The sequence below is a fragment of the Victivallis sp. genome (assembly GCF_048170485.1).
Lineage (GTDB): Bacteria > Verrucomicrobiota > Lentisphaeria > Victivallales > Victivallaceae > Victivallis.
In genome coordinates this window covers 1-21,930 of the sequence record NZ_DBEXAY010000129.1, presented here as the reverse complement: position 1 = coordinate 21,930, position 21,930 = coordinate 1, and the positions used below count along the sequence as shown (strand labels likewise).

Annotated in this window: 19 protein-coding genes; 6 read left to right on the top strand and 13 right to left on the bottom strand. The window is 59.0% G+C overall.

Features of this window, described 5'->3' with window-relative positions; translation table 11 throughout:
• Positions 1–56: 56 nt before the first annotated feature.
• Both ACMLHG_RS07020 and ACMLHG_RS07015 read left to right on the top strand, forming a co-directional pair.
• A complete protein-coding gene (locus ACMLHG_RS07020; protein ID WP_417170027.1) occupies positions 57–629 on the top strand; it encodes a TetR/AcrR family transcriptional regulator in 573 nt (190 codons plus the stop codon).
• A 42-nt stretch (positions 630–671) separates the two neighbouring features.
• Positions 672–1,493, top strand: a complete 822-nt coding sequence (locus ACMLHG_RS07015; RefSeq protein WP_417170026.1) for an ATP-binding protein — start codon at positions 672–674, stop codon at positions 1,491–1,493.
• 7 nt (positions 1,494–1,500) lie between these two features.
• Here ACMLHG_RS07015 and ACMLHG_RS07010 read toward each other — a convergent pair whose 3' ends face one another.
• From ACMLHG_RS07010 to ACMLHG_RS06975, 8 genes are all read right to left on the bottom strand, one after another.
• The gene (locus ACMLHG_RS07010; protein ID WP_417170025.1) at positions 1,501–4,434 is read right to left on the bottom strand and encodes a hypothetical protein; all 2,934 of its coding nucleotides are present in this window, start codon (positions 4,432–4,434) and stop codon (positions 1,501–1,503) included.
• Between the two features lie 15 nt (positions 4,435–4,449).
• Complete coding sequence (locus ACMLHG_RS07005) at positions 4,450–5,616, bottom strand: glycosyltransferase family 9 protein (RefSeq protein WP_417170024.1); 1,167 nt, start codon at positions 5,614–5,616, stop codon at positions 4,450–4,452.
• 265 nt (positions 5,617–5,881) lie between these two features.
• Complete coding sequence (locus tag ACMLHG_RS07000) at positions 5,882–7,930, bottom strand: beta-galactosidase (protein ID WP_417170023.1); 2,049 nt, start codon at positions 7,928–7,930, stop codon at positions 5,882–5,884.
• A 21-nt stretch (positions 7,931–7,951) separates the two neighbouring features.
• Positions 7,952–8,665 carry a type II secretion system protein gene (locus tag ACMLHG_RS06995; RefSeq protein WP_417170022.1) on the bottom strand — a complete coding sequence of 238 codons (714 nt, stop codon included), beginning with the start codon at positions 8,663–8,665 and terminating at the stop codon, positions 7,952–7,954.
• A 38-nt stretch (positions 8,666–8,703) separates the two neighbouring features.
• On the bottom strand, positions 8,704–8,925 hold the full coding sequence (locus tag ACMLHG_RS06990; RefSeq protein WP_417170021.1) for an H-X9-DG-CTERM domain-containing protein: 222 nt from the start codon (positions 8,923–8,925) through the stop codon (positions 8,704–8,706).
• A 5-nt stretch (positions 8,926–8,930) separates the two neighbouring features.
• Positions 8,931–9,479 carry a DUF1559 domain-containing protein gene (locus ACMLHG_RS06985; RefSeq protein ID WP_417170020.1) on the bottom strand — a complete coding sequence of 183 codons (549 nt, stop codon included), beginning with the start codon at positions 9,477–9,479 and terminating at the stop codon, positions 8,931–8,933.
• Between the two features lie 19 nt (positions 9,480–9,498).
• Complete coding sequence (locus tag ACMLHG_RS06980) at positions 9,499–10,515, bottom strand: LacI family DNA-binding transcriptional regulator (protein WP_417170019.1); 1,017 nt, start codon at positions 10,513–10,515, stop codon at positions 9,499–9,501.
• A gap of 158 nt (positions 10,516–10,673) precedes the next feature.
• Positions 10,674–11,234 carry a regulatory protein RecX gene (locus ACMLHG_RS06975; RefSeq protein ID WP_417170018.1) on the bottom strand — a complete coding sequence of 187 codons (561 nt, stop codon included), beginning with the start codon at positions 11,232–11,234 and terminating at the stop codon, positions 10,674–10,676.
• A gap of 245 nt (positions 11,235–11,479) precedes the next feature.
• Here ACMLHG_RS06975 and ACMLHG_RS06970 point away from each other — a divergent pair, with 245 nt between their 5' ends.
• Genes ACMLHG_RS06970 through ACMLHG_RS06955 form a run of 4 tightly spaced genes read left to right on the top strand, consistent with a single transcriptional unit; the run spans position 11,480 to position 16,618 of the window.
• Positions 11,480–12,820, top strand: a complete 1,341-nt coding sequence (locus ACMLHG_RS06970; RefSeq protein WP_417170017.1) for an extracellular solute-binding protein — start codon at positions 11,480–11,482, stop codon at positions 12,818–12,820.
• A gap of 19 nt (positions 12,821–12,839) precedes the next feature.
• The gene (locus ACMLHG_RS06965) at positions 12,840–13,592 is read left to right on the top strand and encodes a prepilin-type N-terminal cleavage/methylation domain-containing protein (RefSeq protein WP_417170016.1); all 753 of its coding nucleotides are present in this window, start codon (positions 12,840–12,842) and stop codon (positions 13,590–13,592) included.
• A 28-nt stretch (positions 13,593–13,620) separates the two neighbouring features.
• Positions 13,621–15,816, top strand: a complete 2,196-nt coding sequence (locus tag ACMLHG_RS06960) for a pectate lyase (RefSeq protein WP_417170015.1) — start codon at positions 13,621–13,623, stop codon at positions 15,814–15,816.
• A gap of 7 nt (positions 15,817–15,823) precedes the next feature.
• On the top strand, positions 15,824–16,618 hold the full coding sequence (locus tag ACMLHG_RS06955) for a carbohydrate-binding family 9-like protein (protein ID WP_417170014.1): 795 nt from the start codon (positions 15,824–15,826) through the stop codon (positions 16,616–16,618).
• Between the two features lie 307 nt (positions 16,619–16,925).
• Here the strand turns inward: ACMLHG_RS06955 and ACMLHG_RS06950 are convergent, their stop codons facing one another.
• The 5 genes from ACMLHG_RS06950 to ACMLHG_RS06930 form a co-directional block, all read right to left on the bottom strand.
• Positions 16,926–17,735: a hypothetical protein gene (locus ACMLHG_RS06950; protein WP_294432770.1), complete on the bottom strand. Its 810-nt coding sequence runs from the start codon at positions 17,733–17,735 to the stop codon at positions 16,926–16,928.
• A gap of 12 nt (positions 17,736–17,747) precedes the next feature.
• Entirely contained in the window at positions 17,748–18,980 is a 1,233-nt protein-coding gene (locus ACMLHG_RS06945; protein ID WP_295807189.1) for a hypothetical protein, read from the bottom strand.
• 47 nt (positions 18,981–19,027) lie between these two features.
• Positions 19,028–19,972 (bottom strand): zinc ribbon domain-containing protein, encoded by a 945-nt coding sequence (locus ACMLHG_RS06940; protein ID WP_295807192.1) that lies wholly within the window; start codon positions 19,970–19,972, stop codon positions 19,028–19,030.
• Positions 19,973–19,996: 24 nt separating this feature from the next.
• On the bottom strand, positions 19,997–20,725 hold the full coding sequence (locus ACMLHG_RS06935; RefSeq protein WP_294432767.1) for a hypothetical protein: 729 nt from the start codon (positions 20,723–20,725) through the stop codon (positions 19,997–19,999).
• Positions 20,726–20,813: 88 nt separating this feature from the next.
• Complete coding sequence (locus ACMLHG_RS06930) at positions 20,814–21,785, bottom strand: ABC transporter ATP-binding protein (protein WP_295807196.1); 972 nt, start codon at positions 21,783–21,785, stop codon at positions 20,814–20,816.
• Between the last annotated feature and the right edge of the window lie 145 nt (positions 21,786–21,930).

Genomic DNA, 21,930 nt, shown 5'->3' with positions numbered 1-21,930 from the left:
TTTTGAAAAACGTTTCTATTGTTAGTGAATGATAACTAACATAGAAAGGTACGATCATGGAACTCACCAGACGACAGCAGGAGATCGTCCGGACGGCGCTGGAGCTGATCGCCGCGGGCGGAATCCAAAATCTCACCATCCGGAATCTGGCCGACCGGCTCGGCCTCACCGAACCGGCAATCTACCGCCACTTCCGGAACAAAGCGGAGATCGTCCGCACTCTGATCGGCGAATTCGACCGGGGGATTCCGGAGCCGTCACCGGAACGCACCGGCTTCGAGGCGGTCGCCGCGTTCACCCGAAGCCGCTTCGCCCAGGTGGCGGCCCAGCCCCCGCTGGCGAAGGTGCTCTTCGCCGAGGAGCTTTTCATGGAAGAGCCGGAGTTCGCCCGGCTCCTGCTGGATATGATGCACCGCCATCGGGAGAAGCTCGGGAAACACTTCCGCGAGGCACAATCTTCCGGAGAAATCCGGACGGACATTCCGGAGGAGATGCTCTTCCGGCTGGTCTTCGGTCCGGTCCGGCTGCTGGTGAAGCAGTGGGGGCTCTCCGGCGGTGCATTCGACCTGCGGGAGAAGGGCGAGGAGCTGATCCGCGTCCTGAGAATCCTGTTGGCACCCGGAAGCTGACTTGAACGGAAATCATTCGACACAACGAGAGGAGAAGATATTATGAAGAGAAAAATCATCCAGATCGACGAGGCAAAGTGCAACGGTTGCGGCAAGTGCATCCCCAACTGTCCGGAAGGCGCGCTCCAGCTGATCGACGGCAAAGCGCGGCTGGTCAGCGACCTCTTCTGCGACGGGCTCGGCGCCTGCATCGGGGAGTGCCCCCTGGGCGCCATTCAGGTCGTCGAACGGGAGGCGGAACCCTACGACGAACGCAAGGTGATGGAAAACATCATCCGTCAGGGCCCCAACACCATCAAGGCGCATCTGAAGCACCTCAAGGAGCACGGCGAATTCAAACTGCTGGAGACCGCAGTCAACTGTCTCCGGGAACAGAACCTGCCGGTGCCGGATCTGCGGGAGGCGGGCAAACTCCCCTGCGGCTGCCCCGGCACTCTGGCCAGACGTCTCGCGCCGCGCCCGGCGGCAAATTCCGCTCCGGCGGCGGCGAGCCCCTCCGCCCTGCGGCAGTGGCCGGTTCAGCTCAAGCTTCTGAATCCCGCCGCGGAATACTTCGATGACGCCGATCTGCTGATCTCGGCCGACTGCGTCGCCCACGCATTCGGGGGGTTCCACCGGGAGCTGCTCGACGGGAAAATCCTCGTCGTTTTCTGCCCGAAGCTGGACAACAGCACCGAAGAGTATGTGGAGAAACTTGCGGAGATCTTCCGCCGCCACCGGATCCGGTCGATCACCGTCGCGCGGATGGAGGTCCCCTGCTGCGGCGGCACCGTCACCATCGTCGAACAGGCGATGGAACGTGCCGGGCTGAAGATTCCGCTCTCGGTCCGGATTGTCGGCATCGGCGGCGATCTGCTCAGCTGACCGGCGCTCAGCGACGACGGAGAAACTCCGCCCGGAGCAGCCGGAATTCACCGGCGAACGCTCCGGGCAGTTTCACCCGGATATTCCGCTTCCACGGCGACAACAGCCAGTTGGGGGAATTATCCAGCGGGATGAGATAGCAATGGGAGCCGCCCCAGAATTCGACCCACGGCTGCCCCTTGCCGGCGAGCACATCCTCCCACAGCACCCGGAAATCGCGGCCGATGATCGGGCGGTCGAATTCGAGCAGCAGAAAATCTCCCGACGCCCCGGCGGGGAGTTCCAGCTGGAGTTCCGCTCCGCCGGGCTGTGCGAAGAAGAGTCCGCCGCCGCCATTTTGCAGATGTTTCCCCGCCGCGGCCCGCGCCGGAACCGGGTCGGAAAGGTGTGGAGCCAGCCGCTCCAGCGACGCCCCCCACGTGAACGGATAGGCGTCGATTTTCGGATCCTGAAACGCCTCCGCCGCCAGCGCCATGTCGCCGATCGAGGCGGCGTCCACCTGCGGGACGCCCTTCAACCGCGCCTCGGCGCCGCGCCGGATCATCCAGATCCGGCCGCCGGTATCCCGGAACGGCAGATATTCCGCCAGCAGATACCGGTAGAGCGCATGGGCCCGGAACGGCAGCCGCCCCTCGTAAAAGTTGACGTCGCGCCCCTTCACCAGCACCAGCAGCGGCTTTGCCGCCTTCACCTCCCGCACCATCCGCTCCACCTGCGGGCGCGAGGCGACGTAGTTCCACGCCGGATACGAGACCGGCGGGCGGCGGCGGAAATAGGCGTAGCCGGTGGCGTTGTTGGTCATGTCAAGGTAGCTCTCCTCCGGCTTCAGCACCCGGTCCAGCAACGCCTTCGTGCCGACCAGATGTGCCAGATGGTCCGGCTGGATCGAGGCGGCCCTCCCGAGCATCGGAAATCCCGCCGCCTCCAGGTTGACGACGTTCTCCGGTTCCACAACCGTTTCGGTGCAGTTGTTCCAGAGGTTCCGCCAGTCGGCGCACTGCAGTCCGTACAATCCGAGCGCCACCGCCCAGCAGCCGAGCAGTGTCCTGCGCCGCACCAGCCCCGGCAGCAGCCACGGCACCAGAATGCCGACATAGAGCCCGGAAACCGCGAAAATGCGCGACGTACTGCCCAGATCAATCCGGCCCCCCGCCCGCTGAATCAGCAACACCGCCAGAATGAGAATCGAGGAGCTGCCGAGAAAACGGAGCTCATCCCGCACCGTTCCCCGCCGCTTCCGGAAGAGGAAGAAGAGCGCCATCGCCCCTACCCCCAGCCAGCCGAACCGCACGAACTGCCAGAACAGCCCCTGCGTCACCGCGACATCAAGCTCGCGGGAACCCATCCACGGCACGCAGTGCGCCAGGGTGTAGACCCCCGTCTGCTCCAGCAGAATGCACAGCATTCCGCCGATGATCCGGTAGAACGGCGTCAGCAGAAGCAGCAGTGCCGCAACCGCAACCGCGCCTGCCGAGAGACAAAACGCCCGGCGCTGTTCCGTCACCGCCCGCCACAGCTGCCGGACCAGCAGAGGCGACATTGCCAGCACCATCGCCGCCGTGTCGGTCAGCGAGTAAAAGATTCCGATCACGCCGAGCACACCGAACCACCAGAGCCAGCGGACCGGGTTGCGATACCGTTCCGGTTCGGTCAGGAAAAAGAAGAAGGCGATCGCCACCGTCAGCCCGGCGCCGATTCCACACCCCAGGTCGGAGATCGCCAGAACCGCCAGAAACGCCGCAACCGTTCCACACCGGCGGCGCAGCGGCGCCAGCAACAGCGCGAGCACCACAAGATTCGCCAGCTTCTGCCCGGTGCCGAGCAGCGAGATGTCGTGCCCCTGGAAGAGCCAGGTGAAAAATCCGGGCAGATAGTTGATCAGCCCGCGCGACGGAATGTAGTCGAGATAGGGCACGCACCCCATCGTCTGCCAGAGATACCACGGCAACGCCACTTCGCCGTTGTGATAGTCATCCTGCCAGATGGCCGGCCACCCCTCGCCGCCGGCCAGCAGAGTCGCCGCCACGGCAAGCAGAACCGGCAGCGGCACCCGGAAGTTCCCTCCGGCCGCACGGCGGAACGCCCGCACCAGCGCGCACCAGGCGATTCCGGCCAGAACCCACGCCAGCAGGGAGAGTGTCCAGTGAAACCCCGGATCAAACCAGCTGCCGTCGCGGCGCTGCAACGGCGGCGGAAGCAGGTAGAGAAAAAGCAGTGGAATTCCAAGCTGGGCAATGAAAAAGAACCGGTCACAGTTGCGCGGCGCAGAATCTTTCCGCACCAGCCAGAGCATCAGGACAAGCACCGCGGCGTAGAGGATTCCGGCCAGAGAGCTCCCCCCCTCCCAGACCCGCTGTTGGAAGAACTGGATCCCGGCCAGCGAAAAGGGGAAGAGCAGCAGTCCGCCATAACAGCGCTCCGCCGTGCGGGAGGCCGCGGCGGCGTCCCCTGTCGGAATCACCGCCAGCGCCGGAAGAAGAAGCAGTACCGCCAGCGCCGGAAGCGTGGTCAACGGCTCCAGCGAAGATACCGTGACCGCCTGCCCCGCCATGACGAAACCGGGCAGCAGCGAATAGAAGCCGAGCCGGGCGACGATCGCCGCGTATCCCGGCTCCGCCGCGAGGCGCCGGTACCAGCGACAGAGCAGAAACGCCGCCGCACCGAAGACCGCCAGTCCGACATATTCAGCTGTGTACTCGAAACTTTTCGGCATGCCGGAGACGCCGAGGAAACCGCCGATGAAGTCCCCGTACGGTTCGGCTTCCAGCTGCATCGTCCGCCAGTAGAACCCGCCCGCCGCCAGCGCCAGCACCCCCGCCTGCCCGAACGCCGCAAAGCGCACCTTCGCCGGGAGCGGACCACCCGGCTCCGCGCTCCGGGATGTGGAACAGAGCCAGAACAAACCGGTTACCAACAGCACCAGCGCCAGCGGAACAAACATCACGACCTCCTGAGATCACTTCATGGATAATGCAACTTGACACATGCCGGGCTCCGTCCGCCGGAGCAGTCGCTCCGCCTCCGCGAGCACCCGTTCCGGCGCGACCGCCGCCATGCACTCCGCCCGGCCGGAACAGCGGCTCCGCCCGACCGCGTGCACGCACGGGGAGCAGGCCGCCTCCACCCGGATCACCGTTTCGACGAGCCACGGCGATGGCCGCAGCAGAAGTTCCGGCTCGGTCGCTCCCCAGATGCTGAGCACCCGCCGCCCCGTCAGCCGCGCCCAGTGAAGCGGCGCGCTGTCGATGCCGACGAAGAGCGACGAGCGGTGAATCGCCGCCACCGACTCCCGCAGAGAAAGTCTACCGCAACCGGAAACGGCCCGTTCCGCCAGCTCCGGCGGCAGTGCGGCGAGGATCTCCTGCGCGTGGGCCGCATCTTTCGGCCCCCCGATCACCAGCACCCGCCACTGCGGATGCGCCGCCAGAAACCCGGCGAGAAATTCCCCCCAGGCGGCAAAATCCCAGCGGCGCAGAAAACTCAGGGCACTGCAGAACGGCGCCGCCACCAGCACCGGAGTCTCCTCCGGCGAAGCGGAAATTCCGGCGCAGACATGCTGCCGCAACGCCTCCGGCTCCGGCAACGGCGCGGCCAGCGCCCCCGCCAGCGCATCATACGATTCAAACACCCGCCCCCGCCGCGCGAAGGGGAGCGCCGCATCGCAGCAGCGGCGCGCAAACGCCTCGTCTTCCAGATAAAATCCGCTCCGGAACCGCCCTCCCGCCAGCGCACTGCAGAACACCGCCACCCGGGAATAGACCTCCAGATTGACCGAAAGTTCCGGCCGCATCCTCCGGCACCGGTACAACATGGCAAGCAGAGAAAACGCCAGACGGAACACCCCGCGGTCGTCAACCGCTTCAATCCGGTCAAAAAGCCCGAGCAGTTCCGCGTGCGCCGCCACCTGCGACGTGCAGACCAGCACCAGCCGGGCATCGGGGTGTTTCCGGCGAAGCGCCAGCAGAAGCGGTCCGGCCACGGTGATCGAGCCGCCGCCCATGAATTTGAAAATCAGAATCGTCCGGACCGGCGCGGGCGGGTTCCGCCGCCGCCACCTCCGGCAGAACAGCAGAAGCACTCCGCCGAGCCAGCGGTCGATCCGAAGCAGCCATTCCGTATGCATCTGTCATCCTCTGCGCCGGAAACAGGCAGTCCCCCGGAATCCCCGCCGGGCCCGGGCTCCCCGCCCAGGAACCGCTCCGCCGCCCGACGTTCCATGCGCTTATCGTCTTGAATATACCTCTTTTATTATATCACGGAAGAACGCAAAAAACAAACGCTTTTCCGCGCCGCCCCCCGAGATTCCCGCATGGACCGGCGCGGAAAAGCAAAACAGCCCTCCCGCGCCGGTCGGACGCAGGAGGGCCGGATATGAGGGGGCTTCGATCTTACTTCATCTGATTTTTCGCTTCCCCTTTCATCCGGTACTGGTACATGTTCTCGCCGACTTCACGCGAAGCGCGGCAGATTTCCGGATAGGGGGTGTCGGCGACGTCGACGAAGCCGATCTGGTAACGCTCCCCGTCGCCGCGGCCGGTCAGCGGCTGGTCGCGGTACTGGAACCAGTGCGCGCCGACAATCTGCGGATGGAGCAGTGCGCCCTGCAGGAACCGGGTGTAGGCCGTCGCCCGGTCATTCTGATCCACACCGACCGGGCAGAGTCCCGGCGAATACATGCCGCGATCGAGCACGCCGAAATGGAACTCGCCGATCAGCACCGGCATATCCGGGAAGGTCGCAGCACCGAGATTGGCCGGCGAATGCGCGTAGATGTTGACCGTCAGAACGTCGCAGTACTTCTTCGACGCCGCCGACAGTTCCGGAATCACGCTGTCGGTGCTGATGAAACGGCATCCGAGATAGAGCCGGTGCGGCGCCACCGATTTGACCGTATCGCGGCAGATCTGGAAGTAGCGGTCGATCGTCTTCTCCTGAAACGCCCTGCCGTCGGCGCGGTACGCATCGGTCTGCTTTTTGGGCACCTCGGTGCTCCGCAGCATCGCGTTCCAGTTTGCGTACTCCGTCCCCCAGGCCTTGTTGAGCTTGTGGATCGTGTGATACTTGCGCTTCAAATCACCGATGAACTCGCGCTTGATGTACTGCTTCTCCGGACTGCCGAGCACCGCGCGGATGAGTTCCAGCGGTTTTCGGTTGCCAAAGTTGAGCTCGTTGTCGATGAAGTAGCCGATGCACATCGGGTCGGTGAGCGACCGCAGCACCTCCGGATGCTTCTCCGCCAGATCGGGGATCAGCGTCCGCATCTTCGCCACATAACGCGGGTCGTACACATCGTAGAACTTGAGATTGCTTTTGCCGACCCGCGGCATCTTCCAGTCGTAGTCGGTAAGCTGCATCGTGTAAGGGGTTTTGCCGAGCGCGATCAGGCGGAAGTCGCCCCAGTCGCCGATCGAATTAAAGCCCCAGTGCTCCAGCCGGCGGCTGACGGTCCGGAAGAAATCCGGCTCGTAATCCTCTTTGCCGTACTTGATCTGAAGGTTGCGCCGGTTGAAGGCGATCTCCTTCTCGTTGCCGACCGGGAAGGCGAACCACTCCGGCCGCCCGGCACAGCGGATCGCATTGCCGGAGGTGGTCAGCACATCCATGCCGTGCGAGAAGAAGAGCCGTCCCTCCGGGTCGACCATCCACCACTTGCCGTCGTATTTGGCGACGCGGAAGTTGCCGGTCGCTTCCAGCTGCGGACCATTCTTCCAGCCGCCGAAGCGGTTCCACTCCGCCGGCCGCTTCGAAGCGGCAAGCTCCTTCTCCTCCTCCTGAAGGTTGCGAACCAGATCGGCGTCGGAATGGATCTTGGCCGGCCACTCATCGTGGACGAACTGACCATACCGGTCGATGAAGGGGAAGAACGGTTCCGGCGCCGCCTTCACCGCGCCGGGCTCCTCCAGCCGGAGGTTGCTGATCCGGCAGTCGACCAGCCCGGGCTTCTTCGGCTCGAACGGCCACTGCATGTAGAACTCGACCGCCTTCACCTTCGTGGTGTCAATCGCGGCAGGCGCGGGAACCCCCTTGGGGAAGTGGAAACGTTTCGCATGCGGCAGCTCCATCCGCAGTGTGCGCTTCTCGCCCGGATTCAGCGCGATGCCGACGTAGCTCTCCTTGAAGTCCTTATTCGGCCAGGAGCCGTTGGAGATGAACATCACCAGCCGCATCTGGCGGTCCTTGGAGAGGTTTTCAATGTCGGCGGCGAGCACCTTGTAGTTGGACATATCCCAGACGCCGCCCTTGCCGGGCGGGGCAATCCGCACGCCGGAGGTTCCGCGCGGGTCGTCGATCTTAAGATGGATCTCCCGGCCGTTTACGGCAACCTTGCCGGAACCTTTGGCGGAGACATTATCCGCCTTGTAGGGCAGCTCCTCCGCGCCCACGGAGATTACCGCGGCGGCAAGGAGGCCGCACCAGAGATTCAGCAACTTCATCATATCCTCACAAATTCCGGGAGATTACTTCACGTTGCCGCGGAGCGCCAGGTTGCCGTCGCGCCACTGCTCGACCCGCGGATTGGTGTACTGGTCACGCTCGTCAGTGAGCTGACGGACGGAGAGCGTCTCGACGTGGCCGTCGAACATCATCGCCTCGGCATTGTCCGAGTGGCGGACGTAGGCCGGATAGTAGGCCGAAGCCGAGTTGTAGGGCGCGACCGGCGAGGTGGATTCATAATAGGCGCCCTGACCGCCGCCGTGACGGATCTTGCCGTTGTATCCGGCACAGACCGGCGGGGTGTCGATGAACATGATCAGCTTGTCGTTGCGGCCGAACTTCGAAATCTCATCGACCTTGTGCGGGACCTTCTTCTGGTTGTTGTTGAAGGTTTCGCCGAAAGTGAGCACGTTCAGGCCGTAGTTGAGCCCCTTCGAGCTGAAGGAGTAGTTCGCATCGGCCGGGCAGTGGAACGCATCCTTGTTGACGCCGTACGATCTCTCGAAGACGTGGAACCAGTTGCCGGTCTGCGCACCGAGGTAGCCGGTGATCGCCCAGTTGTCGTTGTCGTTGCTGTAGGAGGTTGACGCCTTGCTGAAAAGCGAGAGGTTGCTGCGGCATCCGGCTTCCTCCGCCGCGGCGCGCGCCGCGGAGAGCATCGGGTGCATCATTGCCGCCGCGAGTGCGACAACTCCGACGATCAGCAGGAGTTCGAAGAGGGTGAAATTGTGTCTCATCTTGCAGTTCCTTTCCTGTTTGCTGGGAGTAAGATCAATTAATTCTGCCAGTCAGCCCAGAAGCCATTCGGATCCTTGGTCTTGTTACCGATGCCTTTACTTCCGGGGTTGGAGATTTGATTATATTTCATCATTTTGCTGTGTCCATCGACAAAAAGAACATTCATTCCCTGCTTCTTCTGATGGCGCCAGCGGGAGAGATTACCGATATCTCCGCGACCTCCAACCTCCGGGTTGGAATCTTCCCGAGCGGTGTCCATCACAATCATCCTGTTGGAAGGATGCTTGATCGAGGAGAGCAGGAAGTTCGGTCCATGAGTATTCTGTGACCAATTCCAGGAACCTTTATGTTCGGCAATATCCGGATTGGTATGATACGAATTGGGAGAATAATGCATGGAAATCCCCTTAGTGGAAGGCAGCGCTTCCGGCATCGCTGGACAGGCAAAAAAACTTTCGGCCGGTTATCACCCTTGATGACATCTTCTTTGTTTCTAACTTCAGCCGCAGGCCGGTCGTAATGAATCTGATCGGTTGTGTTGAGATTCGGCTTGGTCATTCGGTAGAGCACATCCTGCCACTTTCCATGCCCGTCGTAGCCGCCGCCCCAGTTGCCGTTGTACTTGGGGAATTTGTTCTGGTTGATGTCGACATACATCGTCATGTAGGTGCCGATCTGCTTGAGATTGTTGACACAGGAGAGATCCCGTGCCTTATCCCGCGCACTGTTCAGCGCCGGCAGCAACAGCGACGCCAGAATGGCGATGATTGCAATTACAATTAAGAGTTCAATCAAGGTAAAATGCTTTTTCATTGGTGTCCGACCCTCCTTGTTACAGCGCGACATGATGAATACCTTTCCTTGATTCGGGTTTCAAAGCGATTACGGAGTTCCGTTCGATCAACGTATTGCTCAATTCGATTTTCTGAAGTCCATCCAGTTCGTCCGCGAGAACGAGTTCCACCGCCTTCTCCGCGGTTTCCCGCAGCGGGCTCGCGATGGTCGTCAGCGAGGGGCGCTGGAATTCGGAGATCCCCGGATTTTCGAACGCCATCAGCGAAATGTCCTCCGGCACCCGCTTGCCCGCCAGCTCCTGAATCAGCCAGTTCACTTCGAGCGCCTTCATATCCTCGCCGGTCACCCAGACCGCGGTGCACCCGGCGTCGATCATCTGCTTGACCGAGAGATGCAGCGGCAGCGTGTTGGCGAACTTCAGGAGGTACTCCTCCGGATCATATCCATTCGCCCGCAGCACGTCGCCGACGCCGTCCGCCCGGCCGTTCCCGGTGTAGTCCGGCTCGTGAATCACGGCGATCCGGCGGTGTCCCTTGCTGAAGAGATACTCCCCGGCGATGCGGCCGGTCGCACGGCAGTCCACATAGATGGCGTGAAAATATTCGCTCTGATCGTCGCTGAGCCAGACGATCGGCAGATTGTGCAGTTTGCGCAGCATTTCAATCGTCTCCGGCTCCCAGGCGATGCCGATGATGCCGTCGAACCAGCAATCGGCCAGACTCCCGATCCGGTCCTCGGTGATCAGATTGATCCCGGCATTCGCCCGCGAAAGCGCAAAACAGATGTACTGCGTGAGCGTATTGACGTATCCGCCCATCACCGTCTTGTACGGCGGCTCGGTCACCAGCGCGATCTGCTTGTTCCGGACTCCGACCCGCGGCCGGAATCCCAGCTCGCGCGCCGCCGAAAGCACCCGGCTCCGGGTTTCCGAGGGAATCAGCGCGCTGTTGTTGAATACACGGCTCACCGTCCCGGTCGAAACCCGGGCCCGGAGCGCCACCTGCGCCAGCACCCCCGATGTTCCATTGGTATTTCTCGTTCTCGATACAGCCATTTTTCTACACCTTTTTTTGCTTCCTCTATAATTATACTCGATTTTCTGCAAATGTCAATAGTAGAATAGTAAAAATTGTCTCATTTATGCAATTTTTGCATAAGAAAGGGAAAGCAAGAGGCCTCGGGATCGTTTTTTTGCAGAGAAAAAGCAACCGGTCAGCAGGAACCGGTTCCGTCGTCGCCATCGTCGAAACAGTCACATTCCGCATCGCCGAAGGGGTCAAACTCCGTTTCGGCAGCATTGCCGAAGTCGGTTTTACTGAAGAGCTCGCGGATGACGGCGCCGGAGAAGCCGCGGCTGACCAGAAAACGAAACGCCTTCTCCCGCTTTTTTCGCAGATCCCTCTCCTTGGAGAGCATACGCAGTTTGTATTCGAGGGCGCGGCGGGCGGCCTCGTATTCAAGATCGGCGGTCTTTTCGAGCGCGGCTTCGACATGTTCCGCCGCGAGCCCGCGGGTGCGAAGCCGCATCCGGATGAGGCGGGCGCCGCTCCCGCGCGCGGAAAGCGCATGGGCAAAATCCTCCGCGAGCAGTTCGTCGTTGAGATAGCCGCGGCGGCGACACTCGGCCACAGCGGCCCGTGCCTCCGCGTCAGCCACCCCCGCCCGCCGGAGTTTCAGCATGAGCTCCTGCTCCGAATAGGAGCGGACGCTCAGCAGCCGCATCGCCCGCTCCAGCGGTGAAATGCTCCTTTTGTTCTTCCGTTCCTGCTCCATACCGACCTCGAATGGTTTTTCCTTATAATATAACACGGGAAAACGATTTCGACAATTGTGCCATCCCCCTCTTTACGCTGGGCGGATGGGCCAAACCAAAGATGTCAAGAAAGCATTTGCATCAATTTCCATGTTTTCGTAACATCAAAAATTGCTGGAATTTTTCAAAATTTTTCTCTTCCCCTATTGACATAATCAGGAAAGTGTCGTATAATTATAGTGCACAAAACAGCTGGACAGAACCGATGAAAGACAAGATTTCACAGACATGCGATTATATTCTTGACCGGATTGAGCGGGGAGAATACAAAGTGGGCGAAGCGATTCCAGCGGCCCGGAAACTTGCACAGGAGGTCGGCGCTTCCTTCGCGATCATCCAGCATGCAGTAAATGTACTGTCAAATGCCGGAATTCTGCGTTCCATCAGCCGGCAGGGATCCGTGGTACGGGAAGGCTGGCAGGATTGTCTGATGCCGAACCATTTCATCGTGTTCAAAACGGATACAGACCTCCTCTGGCTGCCCGGATTCAGAAAACTGCTGGCGGAAAAACTGCCGGATATCCGCTATTGCCGGGGATTCGACAAAGGGATGTTTGAATTGCAGCCGACCTTGTATGTGCAGGCACACCGCAACGAATTTCTGGATCTTGCTCCATATTTCAATGAACTGTTTCCGGATGCTTCGCTTTTTTTCGATTTCCCCTTCCGATCCTTCCGGAATCCGGATGGCAGCATGTTCGCCGTACCATTCATCTTCTCCCCGAGGGTAATCTTCTACAACCGGAGCGTTCTGAAACAGAATGGCTGCCCGGAACCACGGGACGGCTGGCAATGGAGTGATTTCACCGATTCGCTCCGCCTCCTGAAGCGGACAATCCCTCCAGGAATACTGTTGAATTATCACTCCATTTCGTATTATTGGATCAATTTCGTATTCCGCTGCGGCGGTTCGCTGCTGGAACAGGATCCGGCCAATCCGGTGAGAATCGATTCGCCGGAGACGATCGCTGGAATCCGCGCGGTTCGCGAACTCGCCGAAGTTCTGGAGAATCAGGAACTTCTCGTCTCGCACTTCAACTCCTTCGTCTCCGGGAAAACAGCATTTCTGCTGTCGGAGCGGGAAGCGCTCTGCTACTTCAAACATCGTAAATTTGACGATTGGGGCGCGGTTCCCCTGCCCCGCATGCCCGGCGGAAAAAACCTGATGGCGCAGGCAACCGACCTGCTCTGCGTCCGTAAGGAGTGTGTCGATCCGGAGATGATCCGCGATTTCCTCGCTTTCATGCTCTCGGAGAAGGTGCAGGATTATATCGCCGAGGAAAAATACGGCATCCCGATCCGCAAATCCTCCGCCTGCAAGACAATCGATATGACCGACGAACGCGATTTGCTCTTTCTTTCGGAGATGGATCACATGTCAGCGGAATACAACCTGGATTCTCCGGAATTAACTACATTGATCCAGAACGGCATACGCCAGATTATCCGGGACAGGAGAAAACCGCTGGAAGAATCGTTGAAAAAACTGGCCGACGCGGTCAGAACGTTTCTTGAAATCAAAAACGCTGAACGGAAAACAGCTTGAAGAACAAAGGGAGGATGCCATGAGAAGAAGTTTCTTCCGCAAAACCAATTTGAGAAATTGTTTTACACTTATTGAATTATTAGTCGTGATTGCGATCGTTGCAATCCTCGCCGCCCTGTTGCTTCCCGCTCTGAGCAAGGCTCGAGAAAAAGGCAGGGAGGTCTCCTGCGTCGGAAACCTCCGTCAACTTTTCCAATCGGCAAGCCATTATTCAGATACTTACAACGATTTTTTTATTCCGATTGAACAGATGTCGCAGGACACTCAACCGCGACTGAAAGACTGGCGTTATGCGGCCTCTCCATTCTCCATGTTCTTCGTGAAAAACATCACACAGACAACGCTGGACCAATGGCACCGCGAAGGCAATACGGTACACTGCTGCCCGAGTCAGTCACGGGAACTATACTATGCATCTTCCAGTAATGTTTTCTCATGGAACCATTTCAGTTATGTTGTAAATGGGATCCTCAGCAACAATGACAAACTGGGGACAGGGCTGCCGACACAGCGTCCGCTGCGGCGCGGAAAGGTCAAAAATCCATCGAAGGTCATCTACCTCTGCGAGGCCAATACGCCGGCAAAGGATACCACCTTCTCCATCAAACACTATTTCAATCTCAGCACGGTGACCTACGTCGTCGGAGCCATTCATGCCGGCGGCAGAAATAACATTCTCTGGGCGGACGGTCACGTTGCCGGCAAGCCGAAGGGAGCCATTAATGCGATTGACATCGCCGGATTGGATCGCGTTCTTTACCCCAACAATTGATTTTCACTTTCACTCAGGAGAGAATTTTATGAAAAAATATCTTGAATTGCTGATTCCGATGTTTGCCGCGGCAGGACTGTGTGCAGCGGAATTTCAATTGCCGCAATCTCTGTTGAATGAACCGTTCCCGGAACGCTTCACCTCGTTGCAAGCCTCCTGGGAGAAGGAGCCGCTGGATGCGGATTTTGCCCTCTCGTCACCTCTGGCGGGTGGATTCGGGGTGAAATCGGTCCCCGGCTTCTCCGGAAAAGGGATCGAGATCACCGAACCGGGCGGTCAGATTCATTACCGGGGTGAAAGCAATTTGAATCCGGAGACGGCGGTGATCCAGTTCCGGGTCCGCGGCCCGGCTTGGAGGGAGGACGAAAGCATGACGCTGTTCTCCGCATTGCGGGAATCTTACAGCATGGACATCGTAAAGCGAAAAAACCGACTTTCCCTCGCGGTCCGGAATCTGCTCTACATGTATCCGGGCGACCGTAGCGAAACGGATAAGCCGGAGGATTTTCGCCTGATCTCCGAGGTGTCGATTCCTCTGGATGCGGTTTCGGAGGGAGAATGGCAAACCGTTACTGCCGGCTGGGATTTGAAGAAGCAGGAGGGATTCATCGCGCTGAACGGCAAAGGGCGCTCCGGGAAGCTGGCGATTCCACAGACGGACAAACGGGAATTTCTGCTGTTCCTGCTGGGGGGCGCCATCCGCCCGGAAAATTGTCCGGATGGACTCTCCATTCCGGGTATGAAGTTTGACGAATTGAAAATCGCCTCCTGCCGATATGCCGATCTTCTTGCATGGAAAAGCCTGCCTCCGCCTCCCGATCTGCTCGCCAGAACGGAAAAAGGGGTTCGCAAAACGCTGAGCACCCTTGCCGCGCTGCAGCGGATGAATGCCGGGTGGCAGAACGTCTACACCTATCCGGGATTCCTCGGCGCGGAAGCGCAGGGGCGGCAGCTGCTCCAGTACGACGACATCATCACCAACGACAAATCCCGCGGAAGCGCCTACGTCGCGGCGCAGTTCGCCTACGCTTATGAACTGCTTCAGGATTACCACGCGCTGGACATCGCAAAGAAAACAGCGGATTTCTACGTGCGCGCCCAGTCTCCGGAAGGCGCCTGGCTCTATCTCTACAAGGTCGGCCCGAACCGGATCGAATGCGGTTCACATAAACCGGAATACAAGTTTCAGGACAGCTGCCAGAGCCATCCACTCTATCTGCTCGCCTACATGTACCGGCTCACCGGGACGAAACAGTATCTGGAGGCGATGAAGAGGTGTGGGGAGTTTTACCTCTCCGCCCAGAATCCCGACGGCAGCTGGTCGCACCACTACGATATGGAGGCGAAGGTCGGCAGAACCTGCCGCGGCCTCCCGCAGGGCGGCGAGATCAACGACCTCGCGATGAACGATGCGATCGACGTGATGATCCTCATGTACCATTTGACCAAGGAGCGCAAATACATCGATGCAGTCAAGCGGGCAGGAGAATGGCTGTTGAAAGCTCAGCTCAAAGGTGCGGTGTCCGGCTGGGCGGACCAGTACGACCGGAATCTGAAACCGATCTGGGCGCGCCATTTCGAACCGCCCGCACTCTCCTGGGAGAGCACGCGCCACGCGTCGCAGGCGATGGTGACGCTCTACCGCCTTTCCGGGGACGAACGCTATCGCGAAGCATTGAAAAACACCGCGGAATGGTTCCAGAAAAAGTTCCCCGATGGAAAATGCTTCGCCTACTATGACATTTCAACCGGGCGGCCGGTTCTGGCTCACATGGATCACGTCTATCTCCTCGACGATGCGGAACAGATGGCGAAATACGCCTCGTTCCGCCGCGGCAAAAAACCGGTTCCGGACAAAACCGTGCCAAATTTCCGCGCCCTGCTCGCCGCCATGGTCTATCCGGTCAGGGAACCGAAGCTGGACAAGCCGGCATTGGACCGGATGCGTCGGATCACCGAATCCCTGGCGAAAATGGCGACCAACTCGCAGAACAAGGACGGCCTCTGGGTCTACCCGGTTTACGCCTCCGTCATAAATTCCGTCGGCGCAGGCTTCATCCCCGGCCAGGGACGACTCATGATGCAACTTCGCTACATCGACGTCATGCGCATGATGCGCGGGGAGCTTCCGCTGCATTACCGCGGCGGAATTTACACGCACGGCGAGGGAAATATGCGGAATTTCGCCTGGCCATCCGGCTGGTATGACATTCCATGGAAATGAGGCAACGATGACAGGACTGCGACAAATCTTCTGGCTTTTCCTGCTTCCGGTCGCCGGGTGCATGATGCATCCGACACCGGAACTGCAGAAGGTGATTGTCAAAAAGACGGCCGCCACCATTCAGCTGGATGGCTCTCTGAATGAAGACTCCTGGCGGCATGCGTCGTGTTACTCGTTTCTCCGCCCCCGGAGCATGGCTGCGGATCGACTCCGCCAGCTGGGACCAGTTCTTTGTGAATCGGCCACCGTGCGGCTGCTGTTTGACGAAGAATATCTCTACATCGGATTCGAGCTGGAAGACGGCGATCAGGTCGCCCGGCGGGACCGGGATCAGGCACCACAGTGGAAATACGGCGATGTGGTGGAAATTTTCCTGAAACACCGGGATCACCCACAGTACTTTGAATTTCACATCACCCCCCTCGGGCGCAAAACCAGTCTGCTGATTCCGGCCTGCGGCATGTGGGAGCTGGTGGACTATTTCCCCCAGCAGGCGATGCCGGGATTCGAGGTGGCGGTGTGGAATGACGGTACCGTCAACAATCACACCGACCGGGATCGCTCCTGGACCGTAGAGGCGCGGATTCCTTTGAAAGAGCTGGCGAAATACGGTTCTCCCCTGCAAACCGGAGCGACCGGCTGGACCGTTCTGTTTGCCCGTCATAATTACGGAAACTCCATCGCGGCGCGGGAGCCCTCCTCGTTTCCACAGTGTCCCGGCCTGAACTTCCATGTTCCGGAACTTTTTCTCCCGCTGGATTTTCATGAAATTAAAGAAAACACCGGAATCTCCCCCCGTTAAAAGGGGGAGCTTACTCTCTTTGACAACAAAAAGAAGTATGAAAATTTGACACACAACAGCTTTCGTCTACACATCCGCCATTTATTTCCTTCCCTGCAAAATCGTTGCTGCAACAAAACAACCGACGGGAAATGTGCGACGCACATACAACAATTCACCGGGGAAACCCGCCGGCATTGCGCTGCCGGAAAGCTCCGCTGAACTGCGGCGGCTCCACCGCAGTCGTAAAGAACAGCGCAGAAAAGCAGACTTCAAGAGATAAAACGGCCCGGAGGAAACTCATCCTCCGGGCCGCCGTTCGTTCCACTCAGTGCAGCGGCGACAGATCCATTTTCCGGATGCGCCAGATGGCAAGCAACAGGAAAAGCACGGTAAGAGAAATGGTGTAAAGCACCAGCGCCGACACCAGAAACGCCCCATGCACACTCTCCTGAAAGTAGGAGATGAGGTTCGGGAAGAAGTAGTGCAGCACCGTCATCGCAACGCCAAGCCCCGGAATCATCCCCTCCGGGAAGAGCGCCAGCGTCAGCGGCATGAACGACATCACCGCCGAAAAGAGCAGATAGACCGTCGTAAACACCATCGACCCCATCGAGCCGGCCACCGTTGAAAAGGTCACCGTGATCGCAATCAGCGGCATCAGCATCATCGGCGGAATGAACTGCCGCAGAATCTGCCGCAGCGAATAATCCGACGAGCCGCCGGTGCCGAGAATGAAATGCGACAACACCAGCACCACCTCGATCACGATGAAGATCCCCTCCGTCATCAGCAAAGTCGAGAGATATTTCCCGAGCAGGTAGCGCATCCGGCTGACCGGCTTGGAGAGCACCACCAGGATCAACCCGGAATTCATATCCCCCGGCACCTCGGAGGAGCCGTAGAACACCCCCAGCAGAATGCAGATCAGCATTCCGACACAGGTTCCGATGGTCAGCGGCGGCACATTGACCGACTCCCCGCTCAACGCATAGGCGAACAACGACTCCCGCGTCACCTGCCCGGATACCGGGTCGGCGGTATCGGCCAGCACGCAGACCGCAATCCCGACCAGAATCAGCAGATAAAACGCGCCTTCGCGCATTTTCAGCAAAGATAATTCAGCAACAGCCCACATCGTCATCCGTCCCTATTCGTTACCCAACGCTTCATCGCCCATCATCAGCGACGGCATGAACGTCTCCTGCACTTTGGTAAGAAACGCATTCGCCTTCGCCGCCGTCGCGGTATCCTTTAGAGCCTCCGCATTCTTGACGATCTCGCGGAACAGGCCGGCGTAGTCCTGATACTTGATCTCGCGATCCAGCAGCGGGCTCAAGTACTCCAGCATCGTCTTCGGCTTGGCCTTGAGCGACATCAGCTGCTGCATGCCGGCTTCCCACGCCATATAGAGCTGCATCGGATCCTGGATTTTCTCCAGCACCGCGTGATACTGCGGAATCGAAATTTTCCGTTTGCTGCGGTTGTAGAGGAGCAGACGCGAAAGAGGCATGTAGGCATTTTTCGCATTTTTCAGCTCCGGCGTATCGAGCAGCTGATCGAACAGGCGGTTGCTCTCCGCGTCGTCCTTGTCGCGGGTCATCGTCGCCAGCGAAGTCAACCAGGAAACCTTCTCCTCCGGCGTTTTGGCGGCGGCAAGCCCCTCCTGCGCCTCGCTGTAGCGCTCACGATACTCCAGCGGAGCACGCAGCAGATTCTGCGAGAGCGAGCGCCGGCCGGCCCGGTTCGCCGCTTTGATCTGCGCGGCTTTGGCGGCGATTGCATTCTCGCCGATCTTTTTCGCCCGCCGTTCCACATCGTTGTAAAAACGATCGTAGTTGGTGTACGGCTTCGGGTGTTCCAGCAACGGAGCGAAAAATTTCAGGTAGACTGGATCCGGCACCCGCAGTGCATTGAGCTGCGTCTGCCCGGCCACCCACGCATCGAAGATATCCTCCTCCCACCGCAGGCCGGCGATATGCTTGTGGTACTCCTCCATCGTCACCGGGCGCTTGCTCGTCTTGCTGAGCAGCAGCCGGGCGAACGACTTGTAGGCGCGGCGCGAACCATTGTACTGCGGGTCAGTCACCACACTGATCAGCATCGTATCGCTGCCGACAGGATCCTTGGCCTTGATGTAGTCCGCAAAGGTGAAGATGGCATCCACCTTCTGGTCCATCTTGCGGGCCCGGTTCATCCGGTTCTGCAAGAAGAGGTATTTGGCCCGGTACTCAATCGCCAGCTTGGCGCTTTTCGGCAGCCAGTTGACCAGCTGACCGTATTCGCCGTCGCGATTCGGCTTGGCCTGCTGAAGCGTATTCTGTTGAAGAACCGCGTCAGAGAGCACGTACCCGGCCAGTGAAACGACAAAAACCGCCGTCACAATGACGGCGGTTTTCCCAATTTTCCTGCGCCGAAGCACGGGATGCCTCACTTCTTCTGGGCAGTGCCGCAGTAGGGGCAGAAAGAGGCGCCGGCGATGGTGCGCTGGCACTTCTTGCACTTACCCCAGGCTTTGACCGCCTCGCCGCAGTTCGAGCAGTAGGACTCGCCGGGGCCGTAGGGAGTGATGCAGTTGATGCAAAGATGGCTGTCGGCGAACACCTTGTTGGAGATGTCCGAAGCGCGGTCCAGCACCTGCTTGGTCGGAGTGTAGTCCTCAGACGGGGTCTTGATGTCCTTCAGAGCCCGGAAGAGACGCTCCTTCAGGTTCTGGGTCTGCATCTCGCCGCTGCCGGCATAGTCGTTGTAACCGCGGGAGTTCTGCCACTCCTTGAAGAGGACTTCCGCCAGCGCCAGCCGCTCATCCATTTTCTCTTCCATCGCCATCAGCTTGGCGAGAGAACGGAAATAGTAGCTGGTGTAGTGGGTCTTCTGGTCCTGGCCGCCGCCGGAACGCTGCATCGCCATCTTGAAGTAGTCGAGCGCATCCTTGTAATTGGCCGGCTTGAGGTACTGGACCATGACGAAACCGGTGTAGAACGGAATCTCGGCGTTGTTGCGCAGATGATAGTTCTCGCAGGCGCGCTTGAGCAGTTCGACCGTCTTCTCGGGGTCGGCGACCGAGATCGAGGAGACGCCGTCCTGATAGAGCTTGTCGAGGTTCGGGTCGAGAGCGATCAGGCGCTCCAGACGGCGGGTGACCTCGTCGATGTTGGTCTCATCGACCGTGCTCTGCGAACCCATATAGTTGATGAAGAGCATCCACTCGACATCCGCCATGAACTTGTGGAATCCGCCGACCGGCATTTTGCTCATGGTCGCCTTCTCGGGCAGCAGCGCCCGCTGATCAGCGGTGAGTTTGGATGCCAGCAGCGAAGCGGCGATCACCGCAACCACCATGACAACAACATGAATCAACGTACTTTTTTTCATTGCAGATCTATCTCCAGCGGATTCTTACTTGATATCTTTGCGGCTGAACACCAGGCTGGCCAGCGCGGCGATGAAAATCGCATAGCAGATGCCCCAGAGGGCGACCAGCACCACATAGCTCCACGGAATCACCGTCTTGTAAACCGCACTCGCCTTGAAGTTGAAAAGTTCAAGGTCAGGCAGGATTCCGCCGCAGATGACCGGGATGTTGAGAATGCCGACCGAATAGGAGAACCAGATCACCAGCACGGTGACCACCGGCGCGACCACCTCCGGCAGCAGCACGGCGAAGAGAACCGCCAGCGCGGACATCGGGATGACCGACAGAATCACCATGATCTGGCTCTGCAGCATCGCCTGACCGATCGTCTCGGAATAGGAGACACGGAAGATCAGGAACGAACCGGCCGCCACCAGCGCGCAGAGCACGAAGCCGACCACGATGTTTCCGATCATCTTCCCGACCAGGTAATTGGTACGCCCCAGCGGCTTGGTCAGCATGGTCGACGCCACGCCTTCCTTGAGTTCGCGGGGAATTTCAAACGTCATCGAGAGCACGATCAGCACCGCCGTGACGGTGTTGAGCATCAGCGACGCGTCGATGAGCAGCTCCTTCTCCAGCCCGAGAGAGAGCACGTCATAGTTGAGCGCGCAGGCGACCAGCACCCACACGCAGAACACCAGAAAATACACGACTTTGAGCCGCAGCACATTTCGCCACGTACTTCCCGCAATTGCAAACAATTCGTTCATCTAATAATTCCTTCCTTGCTCTTTTCTGTTTTTCAGCAACCTTTTTTAAAATTCTTATCTTTCTATATATAAACGCATAAAACGCGAATTACGCCTGCTCGTGCTCCTGTTCGCCGTTCGCCGCACGATCCTTCTCCAGCGTCTGGAAGAAGAACTCCTCCAGATTTTCATGCATGGCGGAGATCATCAGCGCTCCGGGATGTTTCACACTCAGCTCCTCCGCCCGGCGCACCGCCTCCCCGTTGCGGCCGAGGTTCAGCACCCAGGCGCCATCGGGCTGTTTCTCGGTGCCGGCGGCCATCGCGATCAACTCCTTAAGAATATCATCGTGCCCGGGGGCGATGGTCACGCTGGTCCCGGAGCAGGCGAGCAGATCATCGAGCGGCCCGGTGCAGAGCAGTTTGCCCTTGTTGAGAATCGCGATCCGGTTGCAGATCTCTTGGACGTCAGAAAGAATGTGGCTGCTGAAAAACACGCTCGTGCCACGCTTCTGCTGTTCGAGGATGATGTTTTTAAATTCCTGGCGGCCGAAAGGATCCAGCCCGAGGAGCGGCTCATCGAGGATCAGCAGCTCCGGCTTGTTGAGGATCGCCTGCGCCACGCCGATGCGCTGCAGCATTCCGCGCGAGAAGGAACCGATCTTATCTTTCGCATGATCCGCCATCTTGACGGTTTCGAGCACCTCTTCGATCCGTTCCGGGCGCCCTTCCGGGGGCAGACGCAGCAGTTTTGCGCAGATGTTGAGGAATTCCCGCGCCGTCAGCTGCGGGCTGAACGCCGGAGAATCCGGCAGGAATCCGATTTTGGCCTTGACCTCGACGTCGGAGGAGGGACGACCGAGCACATACGCCTTCCCGCTGGTCGCCTTGATGAGATCCATCAGGATTTTGATGGTTGTGGTCTTGCCGGCACCGTTCGGCCCGAGGAACCCGAAGATCGAACCGCGGGGAACCGTAATCGTCAAGTTGTTCAGAGCAAATGTTCCAGGACGAAACCAGCGTTTGTATACCTTCGACAGGTTTTCCGTCTGAATGACGGCACCCTCCATCACCGCACTCATAGTATCCCGTTTTCCTTATCGATGAAATTCACCCGCCGAAAAATCGACAGGCTTTTTCAGTAAAAATATTCGCACTATCAGTAAATTTACCCAGTCTTTTCAAAAAAACAATCCCTTTTTGTAATTTTTATGAGATTTTTCTATT